This window comes from Rhizobium sp. Rhizsp82, assembly GCF_047325115.1.
Classification (GTDB): Bacteria; Pseudomonadota; Alphaproteobacteria; order Rhizobiales; family Rhizobiaceae; genus Rhizobium.
Window position 1 is genome coordinate 2,816,485 of record NZ_CP168570.1, and the last position, 18,118, is coordinate 2,834,602.

Below are 18,118 nucleotides of genomic sequence, written 5' to 3' on the forward strand. Positions count from 1 at the left end.
GCCCAGCAAATCAGATAGGGAGATCAGACGATGGACGTTCGCGCTGCAGTCGCCGTTCAGGCAGGCAAGCCTTTGGAAGTCATGACAGTTCAGCTCGACGGGCCGAGGGCCGGCGAAGTGCTGATCGAGGTGAAGGCAACAGGTATCTGCCATACCGACGACTTCACCCTCTCGGGCGCCGATCCGGAAGGCTTGTTTCCGGCCATACTCGGCCACGAAGGCGCAGGTATCGTCGTCGATGTCGGCCCGGGCGTCACCTCGGTGAAGAAGGGCGACCATGTCATTCCGCTTTACACGCCTGAATGCCGCGAGTGCTATTCCTGCCTGTCGCGCAAGACCAATCTCTGCACGGCGATCCGCTCGACGCAGGGCCAGGGCCTGATGCCCGACGGCACCTCGCGCTTCTCGATCGGCAAGGACAAGATCCATCATTACATGGGCTGCTCGACCTTCGCCAATTTCACGGTTCTGCCCGAGATTGCCGTTGCCAAGGTCAACCCGGACGCCCCCTTCGACAAGATCTGCTACATCGGCTGCGGCGTCACGACAGGCATCGGCGCCGTCATCAACACCGCCAAGGTGGAAATCGGCTCGACGGCGATCGTCTTCGGTCTCGGCGGCATCGGCCTCAACGTTCTCCAGGGCCTGCGCCTTGCCGGCGCCGACATGATCATCGGCGTCGACATCAACAACGACCGCAAGGAATGGGGCGAGAAATTCGGCATGACGCATTTCGTCAACCCGAAGGATGTTGGCGACGATATCGTGCCCTACCTCGTCAACCTGACGAAGCGCAACGGCGACCTGATCGGCGGTGCCGATTACACCTTCGACTGCACCGGCAACACCAAGGTGATGCGCCAGGCGCTCGAATCCTCGCATCGCGGCTGGGGCAAGTCCGTCATCATCGGCGTTGCCGGCGCCGGCCAGGAAATCTCCACCCGTCCGTTCCAGCTGGTCACCGGCCGCAACTGGATGGGCACGGCCTTCGGCGGCGCCCGCGGCCGCACCGACGTCCCGAAAATCGTCGACTGGTACATGCAGGGCAAAATCCAGATCGACCCGATGATCACCCACACGATGCCCCTCGAAGACATCAACAAGGGCTTCGACATGATGCACAAGGGTGAAAGCATCCGCGGCGTGGTGGTATACTAAGCAGAGCGGCCTGCATTTCCATCGATCTGGAAATGCGGGCCTCGCCTTGTTAGACTGATGGAATAGCAAACCGATGGGAGCCAGTGTGGCGCAATCGTCCTCGATATCTCTTACGTCAGAGCAGCAGGCTCTTGTCGATGAGCTGGTGCGGACGGGACGCTTCGCGGGAGCGAACGACGTGGTTGCCACTGGGCTGCGCCTGCTCGAAGATCGTGAGAACCAGGCTGCCGCGTTTGTCAGCGCTCTGGAAGATGAAGTCGAGCTCGGCCTGCGTAGCGGCGAGGCTGCGCCCATGGAGCCCGCAAGTAAGCTTCTCGCATCCTTCCGGGCGCGGACCTGACTAGGTGGCCGTTATCCTTCGCAGACCGCAATTCGTCGAGGATCTCTACGGTATCTGGCGCTTCATCGCCCGCGACAGCGAAGCCCGGGCGGATGATTTCATTCTGGAACTGGAGATGCGCTACGAGATACTGGCGAATAACCCGTTGCTTGGTGTTCAGCGGTTCCGCCGCTATCCCAGGCTTCGGATGTTCCCATACCGCAGCTACATCATCATCTACGATCCGATCCCTGACGGCAGTGGCATTGAATTGATCCGCATCCTCAACGCCGCACGTGATTACCACCGCTATTTCGACGAATAGAAACAAAAGACCATGCCGCAAATCTACGTCGACGCCGACGCCTGTCCGGTCAAGCCGGAAATCCTGAAGGTCGCCGAAAGGCTCGGGATGGAGGTGACGTTCGTCGCCAATTCCGGGCTGCGGCCGTCGCGCGATCCGATGGTGCGCAACGTCATCGTCTCGAACGCCTTCGATGCCGCCGACAACTGGATTGCCGAGCATGCGGCAATAGCCGATGTCGTCGTCACCGCAGACGTGCCACTCGCCGTGCGCTGTGTGGCTGCCGGTGCATTGGTGTGCGGCCCCACAGGCCGTGTCTTCGACGACACCAATATCGGCATGGCGAGCGCCATGCGCGATCTAGGCGCGCATCTGCGCGAGACTGGCGAGAGCAAGGGCTACAACGCCGCTTTCGGCCCGAAGGATCGCTCGCGTTTCCTCGAAACCTTCGACCGGCTCTGCCGCCGCGCCAAGAACATTTCCGAACAGACTGGAGACTGACATGAAGATCATTTCGCAGGCGACCGCATTCGGCGGCATGCAGGGCGTATTCAGCCACGAATCCGAGGCTTGCAAATGCGAGATGACCTTTGCCGTCTTCGTGCCGCCGAAAGCCATCAAGGAGCCCTGCCCGGTGCTCTGGTATCTCTCCGGCCTGACCTGCACCCATGCCAACGTCATGGAAAAGGGCGAATACCGCCGCCTCGCCGCCGAGCTCGGCATGATCATTGTCTGCCCCGACACCAGCCCGCGCGGCAACGACGTCGCCGATGAGCTGACCAACTGGCAGATGGGCAAGGGCGCAGGCTTTTATCTCGACGCGACCGAGGCGCCCTGGGCCGAACACTTCCAGATGTACACCTACATCACCGAAGAGCTCCCTGCCCTGATCGCCGAACAGTTTCGTGCCGACATGAGCCGTCAGGGCATCTTCGGCCACTCGATGGGCGGTCATGGAGCCATGACGATCGCGCTGAAGAACCCCGGCCGTTTCAAGAGCTGTTCGGCTTTCGCACCGATCGTCGAACCCTCGACCGCGGACTGGTCCGCCCCGGCGCTCGAAAAATATCTCGGCGCCGATCGCAAGGCCTGGCGGCAATATGATGCCTGTGCTCTGTTAAGCGACGGCGCACGTTTCCCGGAATTCCTGATCGACCAGGGCAAGGCCGATGGTTTCCTCGAAACCGGCCTGCGCCCCTGGCTTTTCGAGGATGCGATCAAGGGCACGGACATCCAGCTGACGCTGCGCATGCACGAGCGCTACGATCACTCCTACTACTTCATCTCCACCTTCATGGACGACCACTTGCGCTGGCACGCCGAACGCCTCGGCTGAGCACAGGAAACGGGTGGCATGGCAGCTATGCCAAATCCTAGCTTGAACTTCGCCGCCCCGCGTCGCATATGACTGACAACGCAGACGACTGCGGCGCCCGAGCCTTCGGGCGCAAAAGTCGCGGGGACGGCCTCGCTCTTAACGAGGAGAGTAAGATGGCCTGGTTCCTGCTGTTTCTCGCAGGTCTTTTCGAATGTGGTTGGGCGATCGGTCTGAAATATACCGATGGCTTCACACGCCCCATGCCGACCGTTCTGACGGTCGTCTCGATGGTGATCAGCGTGGTTCTCTTGGGGCTGGCGGTCAAGACGCTGCCGATTGGCACGGCTTACGCGATCTGGACCGGTATCGGCACAGTTGGCACCGTGCTGCTCGGCATCTGGCTGCTCGGTGACCCCGCAAACGCTGCGCGCCTCGCCTGCATCGGCCTGATCGTTGCCGGCATCGCCGGACTGAAACTCACCGCATAAAGTGGAAATGCCGCGGATCAAACCGCGGCATTTCTCATTTCAGACCGTCTTGCGGCTATCGACCGAAAGCGCGCCGGCGCCGGCAAAGACCAGGAACAGGAAGATGAAGCAGAACAGGATTGCTTCACCGCCGCCATTGACCGCCGGATAGAAGCCGCGCGGGAAATGCGCCATGAAATAGGCGATCGCCATTTCGCCGGACAGCAGGAAAGCAACCGGACGCGTCAGGAAGCCGACGAGAACAAGCAGGCCGCCGATAACTTCCAGCAATGCGGCGACGAGGAACAGCGGCGGCAGCGAGCCACCGTCACCCTGCGGGATCGGGAAGGCGAAAAGTTTCATCGTGCCGTGTTCGATGAACAGCAGAGCGGCAAAAATTCTGAGCGCAGCCAGTGCATAGGGCTGATAGGCGCTCAAACGATCAAAAGCAGACATAAAGACTCTCCTTCTAGGGGCAGGAAGAGCGTTAGCCTGTCCGCGATGCCGAGAAAAATCACGGAATCACGGATGGCGTTCACATCTTCGACAGTGCCTAAACACCGGAAAGCACAGTTTTATTCGGTCAGAGCGGAATGTTGTCATGCTTCTTCCAGGGATTGGAGAGATCCTTGTTGCGCAGCATCTTCAATCCCCGCGCCAGACGGCGGCGCGTCGAATGCGGCATGATCACCTCGTCGATATAGCCACGCTCGGCGGCGACGAAGGGTGACAGGAACCGGTCCTCGTACATTTTCGTATGCGCGGCGATCTTTTCGGGATCGGCGATATCCTTGCGGAAGATGATCTCGACGGCGCCCTTGGCGCCCATCACGGCGATCTGCGCTGTCGGCCAGGCATAGTTCAAGTCGCCGCGCAGGTGCTTCGACGCCATGACGTCATAGGCGCCGCCGAAGGCCTTGCGGGTAATGACCGTCAGCTTTGGAACCGTCGCCTCGGCATAGGCAAACAGCAGCTTGGCGCCATGCTTGATCAGACCGCCATATTCCTGCGCCGTCCCCGGCAGAAATCCCGGCACGTCGACGAAGGTGACAAGAGGAATGTTGAAGCAGTCGCAGAAGCGCACGAAGCGCGCCGCCTTGCGCGAGGCGTCACTGTCGAGCACGCCGGCAAGCACCATCGGCTGGTTGGCGACGAAACCCACCGTCGAGCCCTCGATCCGCCCGAAGCCGCAGACGATGTTCTTGGCAAAGCTCGCCTGGATCTCGAAGAAATCGCCCTCGTCGGCGACTTTCAGGATCAGTTCCTTGATGTCGTAGGGCTTGTTCGCATTGGCCGGAACCAGCGTATCCAGCGACTCGTCGGACTCTGTCACCGGCTGGTAACATTCGATTTCGGGGATCGGCGAAGTGTTGGACTGCGGCAGAAAATCGATCAGGCGGCGCACCTGCAGCAGCGTATCGACATCATTGTCATAGGCGCCGTCGGCAATCGAAGATCGCGTCGTATGGACCGAGGCGCCGCCGAGCTCTTCTGCCGTCACCGTCTCGTTGGTCACGGTCTTCACCACATCGGGGCCGGTGACGAACATATAGGACGTGTCGCGGACCATGAAGATGAAATCGGTCATGGCAGGGGAATAGACGTCACCGCCGGCGCAGGGACCCATGATGACGGAGATCTGCGGGATGACGCCCGAGGCGAGCACATTGCGCTGGAACACCTCGGCATAGCCGCCGAGTGCCGCGACACCTTCCTGGATGCGGGCGCCGCCGGCGTCATAGATGCCGATGATGGGCGCGCGGTTCTTCAGCGCCATATCCTGCACCTTCATGATCTTCTCGGCATGCGCTTCCGAAAGCGAGCCGCCGAAGACGGTAAAATCCTTGGCAAAGACGAAGACCGTACGGCCATTGACCGTTCCCCAGCCGGTGACAACGCCGTCGCCGGCGATCCGGCTCTTCTCCATGCCGAAATCGGTCGAACGATGCTCGACGAACATGTCGAATTCTTCGAAGGAATCCTCATCGAGGATGAGGTCGATGCGCTCGCGCGCCGTCAACTTGCCGCGTTTGTGCTGCGCTTCGATGCGCGCCTCGCCGCCGCCGAGACGGGCCGCATCGCGCCGGCGCTCAAGCTCTTCGAGAATTTCCTTCATGAAATCTCCTCCCGCCGCGCGAGCGGCTCGTCGTCAGCCGCGCCCGGCCGTCAGCTGGAACGCCGAGCGGATGCGCGCGGCAATATCCTCTGCAAGAATCTGGTCGGCCATAGCCGGATCGTTGGCGAAGCTCGAAACGTCGAAGGCCGAGACACCGATGACCGAGCCGTCGTCGACCGAGGCCGCGTCGGCCGTGATTTTGGCGACGTTGCGGTTCTTGTCGAACCCCTGCCCCTTGGTGACGGAAACGATGCGGATCGTCAGAACGACGCGCGGATAGACGTCGGTGCGGACCGTGGCGTTGATAGCCGCATTGACGCGGTCGCTGATCCCCGACAATACCGCCGGCGGAACGCCGACGCCACCGAGAACGACCGCGCTGCGGACGTCATAGATCGGCGCAGGCGGCTCCTTCGAGCCCATGCTGCAGGCGCTCAAGGCCACGCAAATCACCGCCAATTGGCAAAAACATAACCGCAGCAACTTCATTGCAAAACCTGCACCTATCCCCCGTCAGGAGTCGCAGATTTCGCCATTCTGGCTGTCAAAGCAATATGTTTCAGGCCCTTAGCGCCAAAAAAACATCCGCGGCGGCCTTGAAGTCTTCGAAGCGCTTGGCGCGGCGCGCCTCGGCTTCCTCGTCGCTGCCCCAATGCTCGATCGTCCAGTCTTCATCGAGATGCGCGAGCGACCAAACCTCGTCCATAGTCAGGTGCCGCTCGGCAAAAGCGAGCGCCAGGATCGCCGAACCTGTCAGCGTCGTGATCGTATGCAAGGCGGCGAGCGTCAGCGCATCGTCGTGGCGGCGCAGCGTCACACCGAAGGCGGCGATCGCGTCACGCGGCTGCTCGTGGTGAATGACACCCTCGATCAGGATGAAGCGCGCGCCAAGATCGTCGGCCGCCCAGTCGAGCACCGGATCCCAGCGATCGGCCTGCCGCTTCACCAGCATTTCCGGGCCGTCGGCGCGGTAGCAGAGAAGATCGCTGGACGAAAAGCGCAAGAGATCCTCGATGACCGCCTGCGTATCGCTGGCAACGCCATCGAGTGCCGTATTGGCCAGACGGGTCACCGGCATGGTCGACGGATCGATCATCTCGGCCTGCGCATCCCATTCGGCAGCAAGCAGATCGCCAAGCGCCTTGGCGGGAACGGCCAGAATCTGCTTGGCAGGTGTGCGAACCGCCTTGCCGTCGAGCAGGATGGCGAAGCCGCCGTCTTCCTGTTCGGCAACGGTCACATCCTTGTAGAAGCGCTTCGGCAGCGGCTTCTTCATCTGGATCTGCGCGCGGCGGATCGGATCGGGATGGCTGAGACCTTCGGAAAGGTCGTTCAACAGGTCGCGCATGGCGTCACCTCAAAAATGCTCGAGCAGGTCTTTCGGATGGCGGACGATGGCATCGGCCCCGGCGGCAACAAGGTCTTCGACACTTGCATAACCCCAGGATACGCCGATCGCCTTGGCGCCGGCCGCCTTTGCCATCTGCATATCGTAAATCGCATCGCCGATGACAATGGCGTCGGCCGGATTCATGCCGGTTTCGTCACAGCATTCGGTAACCATCGCCGGATGCGGCTTCGACGGGCAGTCGTCGGCGGTGCGCGAGACGATGAAATCCGGCGCAAAGCCGTGCGTTTCGAGAACGTTCACAAGGCCGCGCCGCGATTTGCCGGTGACGGCGCCGATCAGGATGTCGTCACGCGCGGCAAGCGCTGCAATCACCGGCTTGATGCCGTCGAACAGTGGCACGTCCATGCCCGGCTCGCTGCGCACGTCCATGTAGATCTTCTTATAATGCGCGGTCATCTCCACCGCCTCGTCATCGACATGCGGCTTGCCCTGCATCCGGGCAATGGCGATATCGAGCGTCAGGCCGATGATCGACTTGGTTGCCGAGATATCCGGCCGCGGATGGCCGAAATCCACGAAGGTGCGCGCCATGACCTCGTGGATCAGCGCAGCACTATCGACGAGCGTGCCGTCGCAATCGAAAAGCGCCAGTTTCATTCCTCGTCGTCCCTTTCGGCACCGGCGAGATCGAGGCCAAGCAGGTTCCAGGTCTGGACCATATGCGGCGGCAGCGGCGCGGTCACCTTAAGGCGGCCGCCGTCCGGATGCGGAATATCGATCTTGCGGGCATGCAGATGCAGCCGCTTTTGGATGCCGCCCGGGAATGCCCAGTTCGGATCCTCGATGAAATATTTGGGATCGCCGATGATCGGGTGTCCGATGTGGAGGGCGTGGACGCGCAGCTGGTGTGTACGTCCTGTATAAGGCTCCATCTCAAGCCAGGCGAGGTTCTGAGCGGCAGTCTCAAGGACGCGGTAGTAGGAAATGGCGTGGTCGGCGCCGTCCTCGCCATGCTTGGCGATCCGCATGCGATCGCCGTCCTCGGTCGCTTCCTTCACCAGCCAAGTCGAAATCTTGTCTTCGTGCTTGCGCGGCACGCCGCGTACCAGCGACCAGTAGGTCTTCTTCGTATCGCGCTCACGGAAGGCGGCCGTCAGCTTCTGCGCCGCGCCGCGGGTGCGGGCGATGACCAAAACCCCCGACGTGTCGCGGTCGAGGCGGTGGACGAGCCGCGGTTTCTCGCCCTTCTTGTTGGTCCAGGCTTCCAGCATCTTGTCGATGTTGCGGGTGACGCCCGATCCGCCCTGCACGGCAAGGGCGGCAGGCTTGTTGAGCACGATCACCTTGTCGTCTTCGTGCAGTACCATGCGCTGCAGGAGATCGTAATCGTCACCGTGCTTCAGGTCATGAGAGGCTATCGGCCCGGTCTTCTTGGCATCGACGTCAAGCGGCGGCACGCGGACGACCTGTCCCGGCTGGATGCGCGCATCGGTCTTCACCCGGCCGCCATCGACACGGACCTGGCCGGAGCGCAGCAGTTTCTGCAAGGGGCCGAAACCGAGCCCCGGATAATGGATCTTGAACCAGCGATCGAGGCGCATGCCCGCTTCGTCGGCTTCAACAGTGATATGTTCGATACCGGCCATTGTTCTTGTCTTTCCGGAAATGATTGCCTGCGCCTGGCGCGGCGGTTGCCGCTGGCTTTAGAGCATTTTTGCTCGCGCGGGAACCGCCTTTCAGAGCAAAGCGCGCATCAGGGCGAGACCAGCGATGACGGCGGCCATCGAGAGACCGACGCTGGCAGCAATATAGACGCCGCCCATCACCGCCTCGCCGCGCTCGAAGAGCGAGATAGCATCGAGCGAAAAGGCCGAAAACGTCGTGAAGCCTCCGAGAAAGCCGGTGATCAGCAGCAGCCGGAGATCTGCCGACGCATTGAAGCGGCGCGCGATCATCTCGGCAAACACGCCGATGATGAAGCAGCCGACGATATTGACGATCAGCGTACCCCACGGAAAGTTCGGCCCCCATAATCTGAGGGACCACTGACCGACGAAATAGCGCAGCACAGACCCGGCAGCACCGCCGCCGGCAACGAGAAGAGCTTGAAACATGGGCGTTGTGTAGCGCAGCAGCCCGCCGATTCCAACAGTTTCCGGCCCATCGCTAAAATGCGAGCGATTTCCTTAGCGGGGCAAGAACACGGACTGTCTATCCTGAAGCGGATGACACAGGTCGTAACCATATCCGCGAGCACCGCGGCCGCCGCTTTCGAGTCGCTGAGGATCGCTCAGCGCGTGCCGCCGAACATGGCCGCCAAGGAAACGCGCCGGATGGCCGAACGCCAGCTGCGCGGCGTGGCAGCCGCCGACGAGCTCGAAGATTCGCCCAACATCATCCAATCGACCGAGGTGGCCCTCGACCTGATGACCAAGGGCAACAAGCAACCGCAGGCCGGCCTGCAGCAGGCGCTCAGGTCTTACGAGGAAGTCTGATTCACCCCCAGGAAGCGAAAAGGCCCGCGGTGAAAGCCGCGGGCCTTTTGCTGTTTACTTGCCCTGGGCGGACAGGACCTTCAGCGTCACATCCACCTTGCCGGCCTTCTCGAAGGTCAGCGTTACTGGAACGCTGTCGCCCTGCTTGAACGGCGCCGTCACCTTCTGGAACATCAGATGCAGGGCGCCTGGCTCCAGCTTGACGGTCTCGCCGGCCGGAACCTTGATGCCGCCCTTGAGCTCACGCATCTTCATCACGTTGTTCTCGGTCTTCATCTCGTGCATCTGCACTTCGCCGGCCTTCGGCGAGGACACCGAAATCAGCGTATCGTCGGTCTTGCCGCCGTTCTTGATCGTCAGGAAGCCGCCACCGACCGGCTGGCCCGGCAGCATCGCCTTGGCAAAGGCGCCGGAGATTTCGAGATCGCCGAGCTTGGCTTCATCGCCAGCGGGTGCAGCCATCGCCATTCCGGCCATGCCGCTCATGTCCATGCCCGCCATGTCGTCATGACCGTGGCCGTGATCGCTGCCCGCGACAACAGTCAGCACCGGCGCCGGGCTCTTCAGCTTGTGCGGATCGCTGCCTTCGGCGGCAACCTGGTCCCAGGCCTCGACGGTATCGCCGCAGAGCTGCGTGACCGGGAAAGCCAGCGACGTCCCGGCATCGACGCCGGAGACCTTACCCTGGATGACGAAGGTGTCGTAGAAATCGTCGGAGAGATTGCCGCCCTTCCAGCGGATCTCGATCGCGCCCGACTTCACGGGCGTGCCGTGATTGTCGTAGCTCTTCTTGTAGTCGCCTTTGATGACCTCGAGCTGCCAGCCGGCCTTCGGCTGCGGCTTAGCGAAAACGAAACCTTCCGGCAGCTTCACCTGCACTTCATTGGTCGGCTTGCCATCGCAGCCATGCGGCACCTGCAGGGTCGCGAGAATCGTCGCTTCCTGCGGCGCCTCGGCGTCGAGGAAGGTCACATGGGCGCTGGCGGCCGTTGCGGCAAAGGAAAGAGCGGCGGCAAGGCCAAGGGTCTGAACGGTTTTCATCTGGTGTCTCCTCGCCGGCATCCGCATCGTCTTGGCGGGCTCCGGCATCATGTTGCATTTCGGTTCGGGCTGGAGATCAGGCCAGAACCGGCGGCCCCCGGGATTTTGGCTGCGCGACCGCGCGCACCGCTAGGGCGGCGATATCGCTGGTCAGGGTATTCTCGAAAGAAGCAAAGTCGAGCTTCAGCCATGCGGCCGCATCCGGCGCAGGCAGGATGATCAAGGCAGCGAGACGGCAGACCTCGCAATTCGGCCCCATCGGCAGGTGCTTGCCGTCATCGTCCTTGACAGTCACGCAAAGCGAGGCGAAGGAGCCGTCAGGCAGGGCATATTCGGCGCTGCTATAGAGGGGTTCGGCGGCAAGCTGCGGCGCCTGATGCGCAAGGCCGAGCACAAGCAGGCCCAGCGCGCAGATCATGCGCGTCAGCATCCCAGCTTTCCGGCCTGTGTTCGCCATCAAATCCCCTTCCGCGGCTGTCGCGATTAATCACTTTATTGGCGAAAAGCAAAAGCCGATTTGACGCAGATCACAATTTGCGCCGTGATGCCGCGACAAAAATTTGTTCGGCGGCGACATTCCCCCTTGCCAACAACCCGTTCCGCCCGATAATTGCCGCGACCTTGTTGGGAGAAGCCGGTTCGCAAGTGCCGGTGCCGAAGGAGCAACCGCCCCGGAAACTCTCAGGCAAAAGGACCACAAGGGGCAGACGGAACTCTGGAGAGAGGCGTTCTCGAAACGCTCGCCGAAGGGATAACAATCTCAGGCGCAAGGACAGAGGGGGCTCGATAACGAGGCGCAGCCGCGCCTTCATTTGAGCCCGCGCATGGAATTCCACGCGCAACGACCGGAGGCGTCATTGGACGATACTGCTGCCCTCAAGAAAACCCCGCTTCATGCGCTGCATCTGTCGCTCGGCGCCCGCATGGTTCCCTTCGCGGGATACGACATGCCGGTGCAATATCCGGCCGGCGTCATGAAGGAACACCTGCAGACCCGCCAGGCGGCCGGCGTCTTCGACGTGTCCCACATGGGCCAGGTCATCGTGAAGGCGAAGTCGGGCAAGTATGAAGATGCCGCACTTGCGCTCGAAAGCCTCGTGCCCGTCGATATTCTCGGCCTCGCCGAAGGACGCCAGCGCTACGGTTTTTTCACCGATGACAACGGTGGCATTCTCGACGACCTGATGATCACCCATCTCGACGATCATCTCTTCGTCGTCGTCAACGCCGCCTGCAAGGAAGAAGACGTCGCGCATATGCGCAAGCACATCGGCGATCGCTGCGACATCACCCTGCTCGACCGCGCGCTCATCGCGCTTCAGGGACCGCGCGCCGTCGATGTGCTCGCCGAACTCTGGGCCGACGTCGCCGCCATGAAGTTCATGGATGTGCGCCACTGCCGCCTGCATGACGTTTCCTGTCTGGTTTCCCGCTCCGGCTATTCCGGCGAAGACGGCTTCGAAATCTCCATTCCCGCCGACAAGGCCGAGGATGTCACCAAGCGGTTGCTTGAGCATCCGGATGTTGAGGCGATCGGCCTCGGTGCCCGCGATTCGCTGCGCCTCGAAGCCGGCCTCTGCCTCTATGGAAACGATATCGACACGACGACGACGCCGGTCGAAGCTGCCCTTGAATGGGGCATGCAGAAGGCCCGCAAGACGGGCGGCGTCCGCGCCGGCGGTTTCCCGGGTGCCGGCCGCATCCTCTCCGAGCTCGACAATGGCGCCACGCGCCGCCGCGTCGGCCTGAAGCCGGACGGCAAGGCGCCGGTGCGCGGCCGTGCCAAGCTCTATGCCGATGCCGAAGGCAAGACCGAGCTCGGCGAAGTCACGTCCGGCGGCTTCGGCCCGAGCGTCGAGGGTCCCGTCGCCATGGGTTACGTGCCGTTGTCGCATGCGGCTGCCGGAACGGTCATTTTCGCTGAAGTGCGCGGCAAGTACCTGCCCGTCACCGTCAGCGCCCTACCCTTTATTACGCCGACCTACAAACGCTGAAACTTTTCCCAGAGAGGACAAACAATGCTCAAGTTTACCGAAGAACATGAATGGCTGAAGATCGAAGGCGGCGTTGCAACGGTCGGAATCACCAATTACGCCGTTGATCAGCTCGGCGACCTCGTATTCGTCGAACTGCCGGAGATCGGCGCGACCTTCGCCAAGAACGACAATGCTTCCACCGTCGAATCCGTCAAGGCGGCCTCCGACGTTTATTGTCCGCTGGATGGCGAGATCACCGAAGTCAACGAAGCCATCGTTGCCGACCCGTCGCTGGTCAATTCCGATCCGCAGGGCGCCGGCTGGTTCTTCAAGCTGAAGCTTGCAAATGCGGCTGATGCCGATGGCCTGCTCGATGAAGCGGCCTACAAGGAGCTCACCGCGTAATGACGACGCCGACCGAATTCCAGTTCACCGACTACCAGCCCTACGACTTTGCCAATCGCCGCCATATCGGTCCGTCTCCGGCCGAAATGACCGATATGCTCAAGGTCATCGGCTATAACAGCCTCGACGGGCTGATCGACGCGACCGTCCCGCCCTCCATCCGCCAGAAGGCGCCGCTCCTCTGGGGCGCGCCGATGACGGAGCGCGAAGCGCTCGACAAGCTGCGCGAGACCGCCAACAAGAACAAGGTTCTGACCTCGCTGATCGGCCAGGGCTATTACGGCACGATCACGCCGCCGGTCATCCAGCGCAACATTCTCGAAAACCCCGCCTGGTACACGGCCTACACGCCCTACCAGCCGGAAATTTCGCAGGGACGCCTCGAAGCGCTCCTGAACTACCAGACGATGATCTGCGACCTCACGGGTCTCGACGTCGCCAACGCCTCGCTTCTTGACGAAGCAACGGCTGCCGCCGAAGGCATGGCGATGGCCGAGCGCGTCTCGAAGTCGAAGGCCAAGGCCTTCTTCGTCGACGCCGCCTGCCATCCGCAGACGATCGAGCTGATCAAGACCCGCGCCGAGCCGCTCGGCTGGTCGGTCATCGTGGGCAATCCCTTCACCGATCTCGATCCCGTCGATGTCTTCGGCGCGATCTTCCAGTATCCGGGCACGCATGGCCACATCCACGACTTCACCGGCCTTATCTCCCGCCTGCACCAGACGGGCGCGATCGCCATCGTCGCTGCCGACATCCTGGCTCTGACGCTGCTGAAGTCGCCGGGCGAAATGGGCGCCGATATCGCCATCGGTTCGTCGCAGCGATTTGGCGTTCCTGTCGGTTATGGCGGTCCGCATGCGGCCTACATGTCGGTCAAGGACGCGCACAAGCGCTCGATGCCGGGCCGTCTCGTCGGCGTCTCCGTCGATGCCCGCGGTAACCGCGCCTACCGCCTGTCGCTGCAGACCCGCGAACAGCATATCCGCCGCGAAAAGGCGACGTCGAACATCTGCACCGCGCAGGTCCTGCTCGCCGTCATGGCCTCCATGTACACCGTCTTCCATGGTCCGAAGGGCATCAAGGCGATCGCCCAGCAGGTCCACCAGAAGGCCGTGCTGATGGCCAAGGGCCTCGAAAAGCTTGGCTACAGGGCCGAGCCGGAAACCTTCTTCGACACGATCACCGTCGATGTCGGCCACATGCAGGGTCTGATCTTGCGCGCAGCCGTCGCCGAAGGCGTCAACCTGCGCAAGGTCGGCGGCACCAAGATCGGCATGAGCCTTGACGAGCGTACCCGCCCGGCAACGCTGGAAGCCGTCTGGCGCGCATTCGGCGGCAATTTCGCCGTCGGCGATTTCGAGCCGTCCTATCGCCTGCCGAAGGATCTGCTGCGCACCAGCGAATACCTGACGCATCCGATCTTCCACATGAACCGCGCCGAAAGCGAAATGACCCGCTACATCCGCCGGCTCTCCGACCGCGATCTGGCGCTCGACCGCTCGATGATCCCGCTCGGCTCCTGCACGATGAAGCTGAACGCCACGGCTGAAATGTTGCCGATCACCTGGCCCGAATTCTCGGATATCCATCCGTTCGTTCCGGCCGACCAGGCGCTCGGCTATCGCGAGATGATCGACGACCTGACGGAAAAGCTCTGCGCCGTCACCGGTTACGATGCCTTCTCCATGCAGCCGAACTCCGGCGCACAGGGCGAATATGCGGGCCTGCTGACGATCCGCAACTACCATATTGCCAATGGCAATGGTCACCGCGACGTCTGCCTGATCCCGACCTCCGCGCACGGCACCAACCCGGCCTCTGCCCAGATGGTCGGCATGAAGGTCGTGGTGGTAAAGGTCCGCGAAAACGGCGACATCGACCTCGACGATTTCCGCGCCAAGGCCGAGCAGTATTCGGAGAACCTCTCCTGCTGCATGATCACCTACCCCTCGACGCATGGCGTGTTCGAGGAAACGGTGAAGGAAATCTGCGAACTCGTGCACAAGCACGGCGGCCAGGTCTATCTCGACGGTGCCAACATGAACGCCATGGTCGGCCTGTCCCGCCCTGGTGACATCGGCTCCGACGTCAGCCACCTCAACCTGCACAAGACCTTCTGCATTCCGCATGGCGGCGGCGGTCCGGGCATGGGCCCGATCGGCGTCAAGTCGCATCTGGCACCGCACCTGCCCGGTCACTCGGAAACCGACGGCCGCCCCGGCGCCGTCTCGGCTGCGGCCTTCGGTTCGGCATCGATCCTGCCGATCTCCTGGAGCTACTGCCTGATGATGGGCGGCGAAGGCCTGACGCAGGCTACCAAGGTGGCGATCCTCAACGCCAACTATATCGCTGCCCGCCTCAAGGGTGCCTATGACGTGCTCTACAAGTCCGAAGCTGGCCGCGTGGCGCATGAATGCATCATCGACACCCGCCCGCTGGTCGACAGCTGCGGTGTGACGGTCGATGACGTCGCCAAGCGCCTGATCGACTGCGGCTTCCACGCACCGACCATGAGCTGGCCGGTTGCCGGCACGCTGATGATCGAGCCGACGGAATCCGAAACCAAGGCCGAACTCGACCGCTTCTGCGAAGCCATGCTGGCGATCCGGCAGGAAGCCCGCGACATCGAGGAAGGCCGGTCGGACAAGCAGAATAACCCGCTGAAGAACGCCCCGCACACGGTCGAAGACCTGGTCGGCGAGTGGGATCGCCCCTATTCGCGCGAACAGGCCTGCTTCCCGCCCGGCGCCTTCCGTGTCGACAAGTACTGGTCGCCGGTCAACCGCGTCGACAACGTCTATGGCGACCGCAACCTGATCTGCACCTGCCCGCCGCTGGAAGACTACGCCGAAGCGGCCGAGTAAGCGCTGAACAACGAAACGCCCGGCTTTGCCCGGGCGTTTTCATTTCTCGAAGATCGTGACCTGACGATGGCTGACCTGCAGGGCTTCCACTACATCGCCTTAGCAGGCGATCGCCGCTTACCGCCACTGCTGCTGATGCATGGCAGCAGCATGGACGAGACGGAACTTCTGCCGCTCGCCGCGGAGGCTGCACCGGATCACCCGGTCATATCACTGCGCGGTGGCATTGCCTGGGAAGGCGGCTATGCCTTCTTCCGGCGCAATAGCGACCGGACGCTGGATAACGCAGATCTTGCGGTTCAGACCGGACGAATCCATTTGTTCCTCGCCACAGCCATCGAAACCCAACTCATATCAGCACCACCCATCCTGCTTGGCTTCTCGAACGGCGCGATTATGGCCGCATCGCTGCTCATGCACGATCCGGCCTGCGCGCTCGGCGCAGTCCTCATCCGTCCGCTATCTCCCGCACCTGACGCAGCCCTGCCACCGATGGCGGCAAAGCCGATCCTGATCCTCGGCGGTGAATACGATGATCGCCGCCAGCCCGAAGATGCCGCGAAATCCGCGCAGCAACTCCAGGCCGCCGGCGCGAAAGTCGAATTTCAGATTTCGCCAACGGGCCATGGCCTCCACGAGAACGAACCCGGCATCATCAAGCGATGGCTGGAGACCGAGACCTTTTCCCTTGTCGCAGAAGACCTGCACCGCTAAGGACATCGGACTTTCGATAAAGGCAGGTTCCCCCATGGCAAAATCCGACAACGATCTCACTCAGGTGCCCTGGGCAAACCCCGTGCTGCTGGCGCTCGAAGAGCCCGGCCAATATGTGACGATCGGCACCACGCAGGCCGCCTCCTGGGCGATGATCGAGGACTGGCCGACCGAGGATGGCCCGGCGCTCGACAAGGCGCTGCTGATCTGCGCCGACGTCATCAAGGGCAAGGCCAGCAACGAACAAGCCCGCAACGCCTTCATCGCCGCGGCTGTCGAAGCCGGTATCGACATCAAGAAATAAGCCGCCTCAGGGCACGCGGCCCCGGCAGGCCCATGCGACATTGGCAAAGGATCGCGGACCGTCGGGCCGCCCGGCTTCGTAGGCATCGCGTACCGCAGCATCGACCTGCGCCCTCTCCGCGCCGTCGAGCTTGCCCACAAATGCGCCGAGCGGCCCTTCCCCCGCTGCAACCGGCCCCCAGTAGTCGTCGAAATTTTCGTAATTCATGCGGATCATGAGCTGCGTCTCCTCGACATCGAGGAGCCCGCCTTCGATGAAAGCCCGCTTCATCTCGCCCGGCTGCATCATCGGCTGGAAGCAATAGCGGTTGCGAAGCTGGCGTCCGGCCTCGCTGAGCGCCGCGACCGTATCGATCATCATCCGCATGCCCGCCATGCCGCCGAGATGATCCCAGACGACGGCCGCAACGGTACCGCCGGGCCGCGTGACCCGGCGCATTTCGCCGATCGCCTTCTTTGCCTCGGGAATGAAATGCAGGACGAGCAAAGCCAGCGCGCGATCGAAGCTCGCGGCCTCGAAAGGCAATGCGCAGGCATCGGCCTGCCGTATGGTGATCCGCGGATCATTGTTCCGCCGCAGCGCCTCCTCGACGAAGACGGATGAGAAATCGATCGCCTCGATCGCCTGGATACGCCGGGAATGGGCAAGCGCGAAGGTCAAACTGCCGGTGCCGCAGCCGACATCGACAATGCGATCACCATGCTCAACACCGGCAAAATCGATGAATGGCAGCGCGAGCTTCTGGCTCCAGCGTCCCATCAGCTGTTCGTATCCGGATGCCTTGTGGACATTGAAACTCGAGGACATCGGCGCCTCCGTCAACTGCCAGCATGGTAATCCCCGGCCTCGCCCTTGCCAAGCACGGACCACGCCGCCCGACTTCACGAAGCTGCACCAGTTCGAAACAGATCGTGCTTTCGAGCGCCAATGCCGTTAACGAAACCCGTTCAGCATTCGCTAAGCGCCGGCTGCTATAGCAAGTCTACGGAAGTGTGGGGAATACCGGCTGATGAACATCTCGAGCATCATGAATACCGCGTCGTCGGGCATGCGCGCGCAGACCAACCGTTTCGCCGCCACCGCCAACAATGTCGCCAATCTTAACACGCCGGGCTACAGCCGTATCGATCCCTCGACGATGACGACGGATGAAGGTCAGCCGGCCGATCTCGCCACCGAGATGACGGACATGATGCAGTCGGCACAGGGCTACAAGGCGAATGCGATCGTCTTCGAAACCGGCGCCGATCTCTGGCAACTGCTCGCCACCATCAAGCGCGACTGAT

At 62.1% G+C, this 18,118-nt stretch carries 23 protein-coding genes and 1 riboswitch; of the genes, 13 read left to right on the forward strand and 10 right to left on the reverse strand.

The annotated features are described in order from the left end of the window. Positions 1 to 30 precede the first annotated feature (30 nt). From ACEN84_RS19000 to sugE, 6 genes are all read left to right on the forward strand, one after another. Positions 31 to 1,158, forward strand: coding sequence for an S-(hydroxymethyl)glutathione dehydrogenase/class III alcohol dehydrogenase (locus ACEN84_RS19000; protein ID WP_413709544.1), 1,128 nt, complete (start codon positions 31 to 33; stop codon positions 1,156 to 1,158). 73 nt (positions 1,159 to 1,231) lie between these two features. Beyond that, a complete protein-coding gene (locus ACEN84_RS19005; RefSeq protein ID WP_413709545.1) occupies positions 1,232 to 1,498 on the forward strand; it encodes a type II toxin-antitoxin system ParD family antitoxin in 267 nt (88 codons plus the stop codon). A gap of 4 nt (positions 1,499 to 1,502) precedes the next feature. Then, positions 1,503 to 1,802: a type II toxin-antitoxin system RelE/ParE family toxin gene (locus tag ACEN84_RS19010; protein ID WP_413709546.1), complete on the forward strand. Its 300-nt coding sequence runs from the start codon at positions 1,503 to 1,505 to the stop codon at positions 1,800 to 1,802. A gap of 12 nt (positions 1,803 to 1,814) precedes the next feature. Beyond that, positions 1,815 to 2,282, forward strand: a complete 468-nt coding sequence (locus ACEN84_RS19015) for a YaiI/YqxD family protein (RefSeq protein ID WP_112716351.1) — start codon at positions 1,815 to 1,817, stop codon at positions 2,280 to 2,282. A 1-nt stretch (position 2,283) separates the two neighbouring features. Then, entirely contained in the window at positions 2,284 to 3,117 is an 834-nt protein-coding gene (gene fghA, locus ACEN84_RS19020; protein ID WP_413709547.1) for an S-formylglutathione hydrolase, read from the forward strand. A 155-nt stretch (positions 3,118 to 3,272) separates the two neighbouring features. Then, entirely contained in the window at positions 3,273 to 3,587 is a 315-nt protein-coding gene (sugE, locus tag ACEN84_RS19025) for a quaternary ammonium compound efflux SMR transporter SugE (RefSeq protein WP_112716355.1), read from the forward strand. Between the two features lie 39 nt (positions 3,588 to 3,626). Here sugE and ACEN84_RS19030 read toward each other — a convergent pair whose 3' ends face one another. From ACEN84_RS19030 to crcB, 7 genes are all read right to left on the reverse strand, one after another. Then, positions 3,627 to 4,022 (reverse strand): DoxX family protein, encoded by a 396-nt coding sequence (locus ACEN84_RS19030; RefSeq protein ID WP_112716357.1) that lies wholly within the window; start codon positions 4,020 to 4,022, stop codon positions 3,627 to 3,629. Positions 4,023 to 4,149: 127 nt separating this feature from the next. Then, positions 4,150 to 5,682, reverse strand: a complete 1,533-nt coding sequence (locus ACEN84_RS19035) for an acyl-CoA carboxylase subunit beta (protein ID WP_130278263.1) — start codon at positions 5,680 to 5,682, stop codon at positions 4,150 to 4,152. 33 nt (positions 5,683 to 5,715) lie between these two features. Beyond that, positions 5,716 to 6,171 (reverse strand): hypothetical protein, encoded by a 456-nt coding sequence (locus tag ACEN84_RS19040; RefSeq protein ID WP_413709548.1) that lies wholly within the window; start codon positions 6,169 to 6,171, stop codon positions 5,716 to 5,718. A 70-nt stretch (positions 6,172 to 6,241) separates the two neighbouring features. Further along, complete coding sequence (locus ACEN84_RS19045) at positions 6,242 to 7,030, reverse strand: ATP12 family chaperone protein (RefSeq protein WP_413709549.1); 789 nt, start codon at positions 7,028 to 7,030, stop codon at positions 6,242 to 6,244. A 9-nt stretch (positions 7,031 to 7,039) separates the two neighbouring features. After that, positions 7,040 to 7,690, reverse strand: coding sequence for an HAD-IA family hydrolase (locus tag ACEN84_RS19050; RefSeq protein ID WP_413709550.1), 651 nt, complete (start codon positions 7,688 to 7,690; stop codon positions 7,040 to 7,042). Then, positions 7,687 to 8,679 carry an RluA family pseudouridine synthase gene (locus tag ACEN84_RS19055; protein WP_413709551.1) on the reverse strand — a complete coding sequence of 331 codons (993 nt, stop codon included), beginning with the start codon at positions 8,677 to 8,679 and terminating at the stop codon, positions 7,687 to 7,689. The genes ACEN84_RS19050 and ACEN84_RS19055 overlap by 4 nt, the downstream gene beginning before the upstream one ends. Before the next feature lie 90 nt (positions 8,680 to 8,769). Continuing rightward, on the reverse strand, positions 8,770 to 9,147 hold the full coding sequence (crcB, locus tag ACEN84_RS19060) for a fluoride efflux transporter CrcB (RefSeq protein ID WP_413709552.1): 378 nt from the start codon (positions 9,145 to 9,147) through the stop codon (positions 8,770 to 8,772). Between the two features lie 111 nt (positions 9,148 to 9,258). Between crcB and ACEN84_RS19065 the strand changes: the two genes are divergently transcribed. Next, positions 9,259 to 9,528, forward strand: coding sequence for a hypothetical protein (locus ACEN84_RS19065; RefSeq protein WP_112716371.1), 270 nt, complete (start codon positions 9,259 to 9,261; stop codon positions 9,526 to 9,528). Positions 9,529 to 9,582: 54 nt separating this feature from the next. Here the strand turns inward: ACEN84_RS19065 and ACEN84_RS19070 are convergent, their stop codons facing one another. Further along, positions 9,583 to 10,569, reverse strand: a complete 987-nt coding sequence (locus tag ACEN84_RS19070; protein ID WP_413709553.1) for a copper chaperone PCu(A)C — start codon at positions 10,567 to 10,569, stop codon at positions 9,583 to 9,585. 76 nt (positions 10,570 to 10,645) lie between these two features. Beyond that, positions 10,646 to 11,026 (reverse strand): hypothetical protein, encoded by a 381-nt coding sequence (locus ACEN84_RS19075; RefSeq protein WP_413709554.1) that lies wholly within the window; start codon positions 11,024 to 11,026, stop codon positions 10,646 to 10,648. Positions 11,027 to 11,183: 157 nt separating this feature from the next. Further along, a riboswitch (glycine riboswitch) is annotated at positions 11,184 to 11,276 on the forward strand. Between the two features lie 150 nt (positions 11,277 to 11,426). On the opposite strand from ACEN84_RS19075, the gene gcvT reads away from it, so the two are divergent. The 5 genes from gcvT to ACEN84_RS19100 all read left to right on the forward strand — a co-directional run bounded on the left by gcvT (position 11,427) and on the right by ACEN84_RS19100 (position 16,832). Beyond that, entirely contained in the window at positions 11,427 to 12,563 is a 1,137-nt protein-coding gene (gene gcvT / locus ACEN84_RS19080) for a glycine cleavage system aminomethyltransferase GcvT (RefSeq protein WP_413709555.1), read from the forward strand. A 24-nt stretch (positions 12,564 to 12,587) separates the two neighbouring features. After that, positions 12,588 to 12,950 (forward strand): glycine cleavage system protein GcvH, encoded by a 363-nt coding sequence (gene gcvH / locus ACEN84_RS19085; RefSeq protein WP_112716379.1) that lies wholly within the window; start codon positions 12,588 to 12,590, stop codon positions 12,948 to 12,950. Beyond that, positions 12,950 to 15,814: an aminomethyl-transferring glycine dehydrogenase gene (gene gcvP / locus ACEN84_RS19090; RefSeq protein ID WP_413709556.1), complete on the forward strand. Its 2,865-nt coding sequence runs from the start codon at positions 12,950 to 12,952 to the stop codon at positions 15,812 to 15,814. The genes gcvH and gcvP overlap by 1 nt, the downstream gene beginning before the upstream one ends. A 66-nt stretch (positions 15,815 to 15,880) precedes the next feature. Further along, a complete protein-coding gene (locus ACEN84_RS19095; protein ID WP_413709557.1) occupies positions 15,881 to 16,528 on the forward strand; it encodes an alpha/beta hydrolase in 648 nt (215 codons plus the stop codon). A gap of 34 nt (positions 16,529 to 16,562) precedes the next feature. Continuing rightward, entirely contained in the window at positions 16,563 to 16,832 is a 270-nt protein-coding gene (locus ACEN84_RS19100) for a DUF982 domain-containing protein (RefSeq protein WP_112716383.1), read from the forward strand. 6 nt (positions 16,833 to 16,838) lie between these two features. Here ACEN84_RS19100 and ACEN84_RS19105 read toward each other — a convergent pair whose 3' ends face one another. After that, complete coding sequence (locus ACEN84_RS19105) at positions 16,839 to 17,639, reverse strand: class I SAM-dependent methyltransferase (RefSeq protein WP_413709558.1); 801 nt, start codon at positions 17,637 to 17,639, stop codon at positions 16,839 to 16,841. A gap of 202 nt (positions 17,640 to 17,841) precedes the next feature. On the opposite strand from ACEN84_RS19105, the gene ACEN84_RS19110 reads away from it, so the two are divergent. Then, complete coding sequence (locus ACEN84_RS19110) at positions 17,842 to 18,117, forward strand: flagellar basal body protein (RefSeq protein WP_199629585.1); 276 nt, start codon at positions 17,842 to 17,844, stop codon at positions 18,115 to 18,117. The last annotated feature ends 1 nt before the right edge of the window (position 18,118 follow it).

What these genes read in the sequence shown, in the direction of transcription:
- ACEN84_RS19000 (WP_413709544.1), top strand. Translation starts at nt 31, where the DNA reads ATGGACGTTCGCGCTGCAGTCGCCGTTCAGGCAGGCAAGCCTTTGGAA.
- ACEN84_RS19005 (WP_413709545.1), top strand. Translation starts at nt 1,232, where the DNA reads ATGGGAGCCAGTGTGGCGCAATCGTCCTCGATATCTCTTACGTCAGAG.
- ACEN84_RS19015 (WP_112716351.1), top strand. Translation starts at nt 1,815, where the DNA reads ATGCCGCAAATCTACGTCGACGCCGACGCCTGTCCGGTCAAGCCGGAA.
- fghA (WP_413709547.1), top strand. Translation starts at nt 2,284, where the DNA reads ATGAAGATCATTTCGCAGGCGACCGCATTCGGCGGCATGCAGGGCGTA.
- sugE (WP_112716355.1), top strand. Translation starts at nt 3,273, where the DNA reads ATGGCCTGGTTCCTGCTGTTTCTCGCAGGTCTTTTCGAATGTGGTTGG.
- ACEN84_RS19030 (WP_112716357.1), bottom strand. Translation starts at nt 4,022, where the DNA reads ATGTCTGCTTTTGATCGTTTGAGCGCCTATCAGCCCTATGCACTGGCT.
- ACEN84_RS19035 (WP_130278263.1), bottom strand. Translation starts at nt 5,682, where the DNA reads ATGAAGGAAATTCTCGAAGAGCTTGAGCGCCGGCGCGATGCGGCCCGT.
- ACEN84_RS19040 (WP_413709548.1), bottom strand. Translation starts at nt 6,171, where the DNA reads ATGAAGTTGCTGCGGTTATGTTTTTGCCAATTGGCGGTGATTTGCGTG.
- ACEN84_RS19045 (WP_413709549.1), bottom strand. Translation starts at nt 7,030, where the DNA reads ATGCGCGACCTGTTGAACGACCTTTCCGAAGGTCTCAGCCATCCCGAT.
- ACEN84_RS19050 (WP_413709550.1), bottom strand. Translation starts at nt 7,690, where the DNA reads ATGAAACTGGCGCTTTTCGATTGCGACGGCACGCTCGTCGATAGTGCT.
- ACEN84_RS19055 (WP_413709551.1), bottom strand. Translation starts at nt 8,679, where the DNA reads ATGGCCGGTATCGAACATATCACTGTTGAAGCCGACGAAGCGGGCATG.
- crcB (WP_413709552.1), bottom strand. Translation starts at nt 9,147, where the DNA reads ATGTTTCAAGCTCTTCTCGTTGCCGGCGGCGGTGCTGCCGGGTCTGTG.
- ACEN84_RS19065 (WP_112716371.1), top strand. Translation starts at nt 9,259, where the DNA reads ATGACACAGGTCGTAACCATATCCGCGAGCACCGCGGCCGCCGCTTTC.
- ACEN84_RS19070 (WP_413709553.1), bottom strand. Translation starts at nt 10,569, where the DNA reads ATGAAAACCGTTCAGACCCTTGGCCTTGCCGCCGCTCTTTCCTTTGCC.
- ACEN84_RS19075 (WP_413709554.1), bottom strand. Translation starts at nt 11,026, where the DNA reads ATGGCGAACACAGGCCGGAAAGCTGGGATGCTGACGCGCATGATCTGC.
- gcvH (WP_112716379.1), top strand. Translation starts at nt 12,588, where the DNA reads ATGCTCAAGTTTACCGAAGAACATGAATGGCTGAAGATCGAAGGCGGC.
- gcvP (WP_413709556.1), top strand. Translation starts at nt 12,950, where the DNA reads ATGACGACGCCGACCGAATTCCAGTTCACCGACTACCAGCCCTACGAC.
- ACEN84_RS19095 (WP_413709557.1), top strand. Translation starts at nt 15,881, where the DNA reads ATGGCTGACCTGCAGGGCTTCCACTACATCGCCTTAGCAGGCGATCGC.
- ACEN84_RS19100 (WP_112716383.1), top strand. Translation starts at nt 16,563, where the DNA reads ATGGCAAAATCCGACAACGATCTCACTCAGGTGCCCTGGGCAAACCCC.
- ACEN84_RS19105 (WP_413709558.1), bottom strand. Translation starts at nt 17,639, where the DNA reads ATGTCCTCGAGTTTCAATGTCCACAAGGCATCCGGATACGAACAGCTG.
- ACEN84_RS19110 (WP_199629585.1), top strand. Translation starts at nt 17,842, where the DNA reads ATGAACATCTCGAGCATCATGAATACCGCGTCGTCGGGCATGCGCGCG.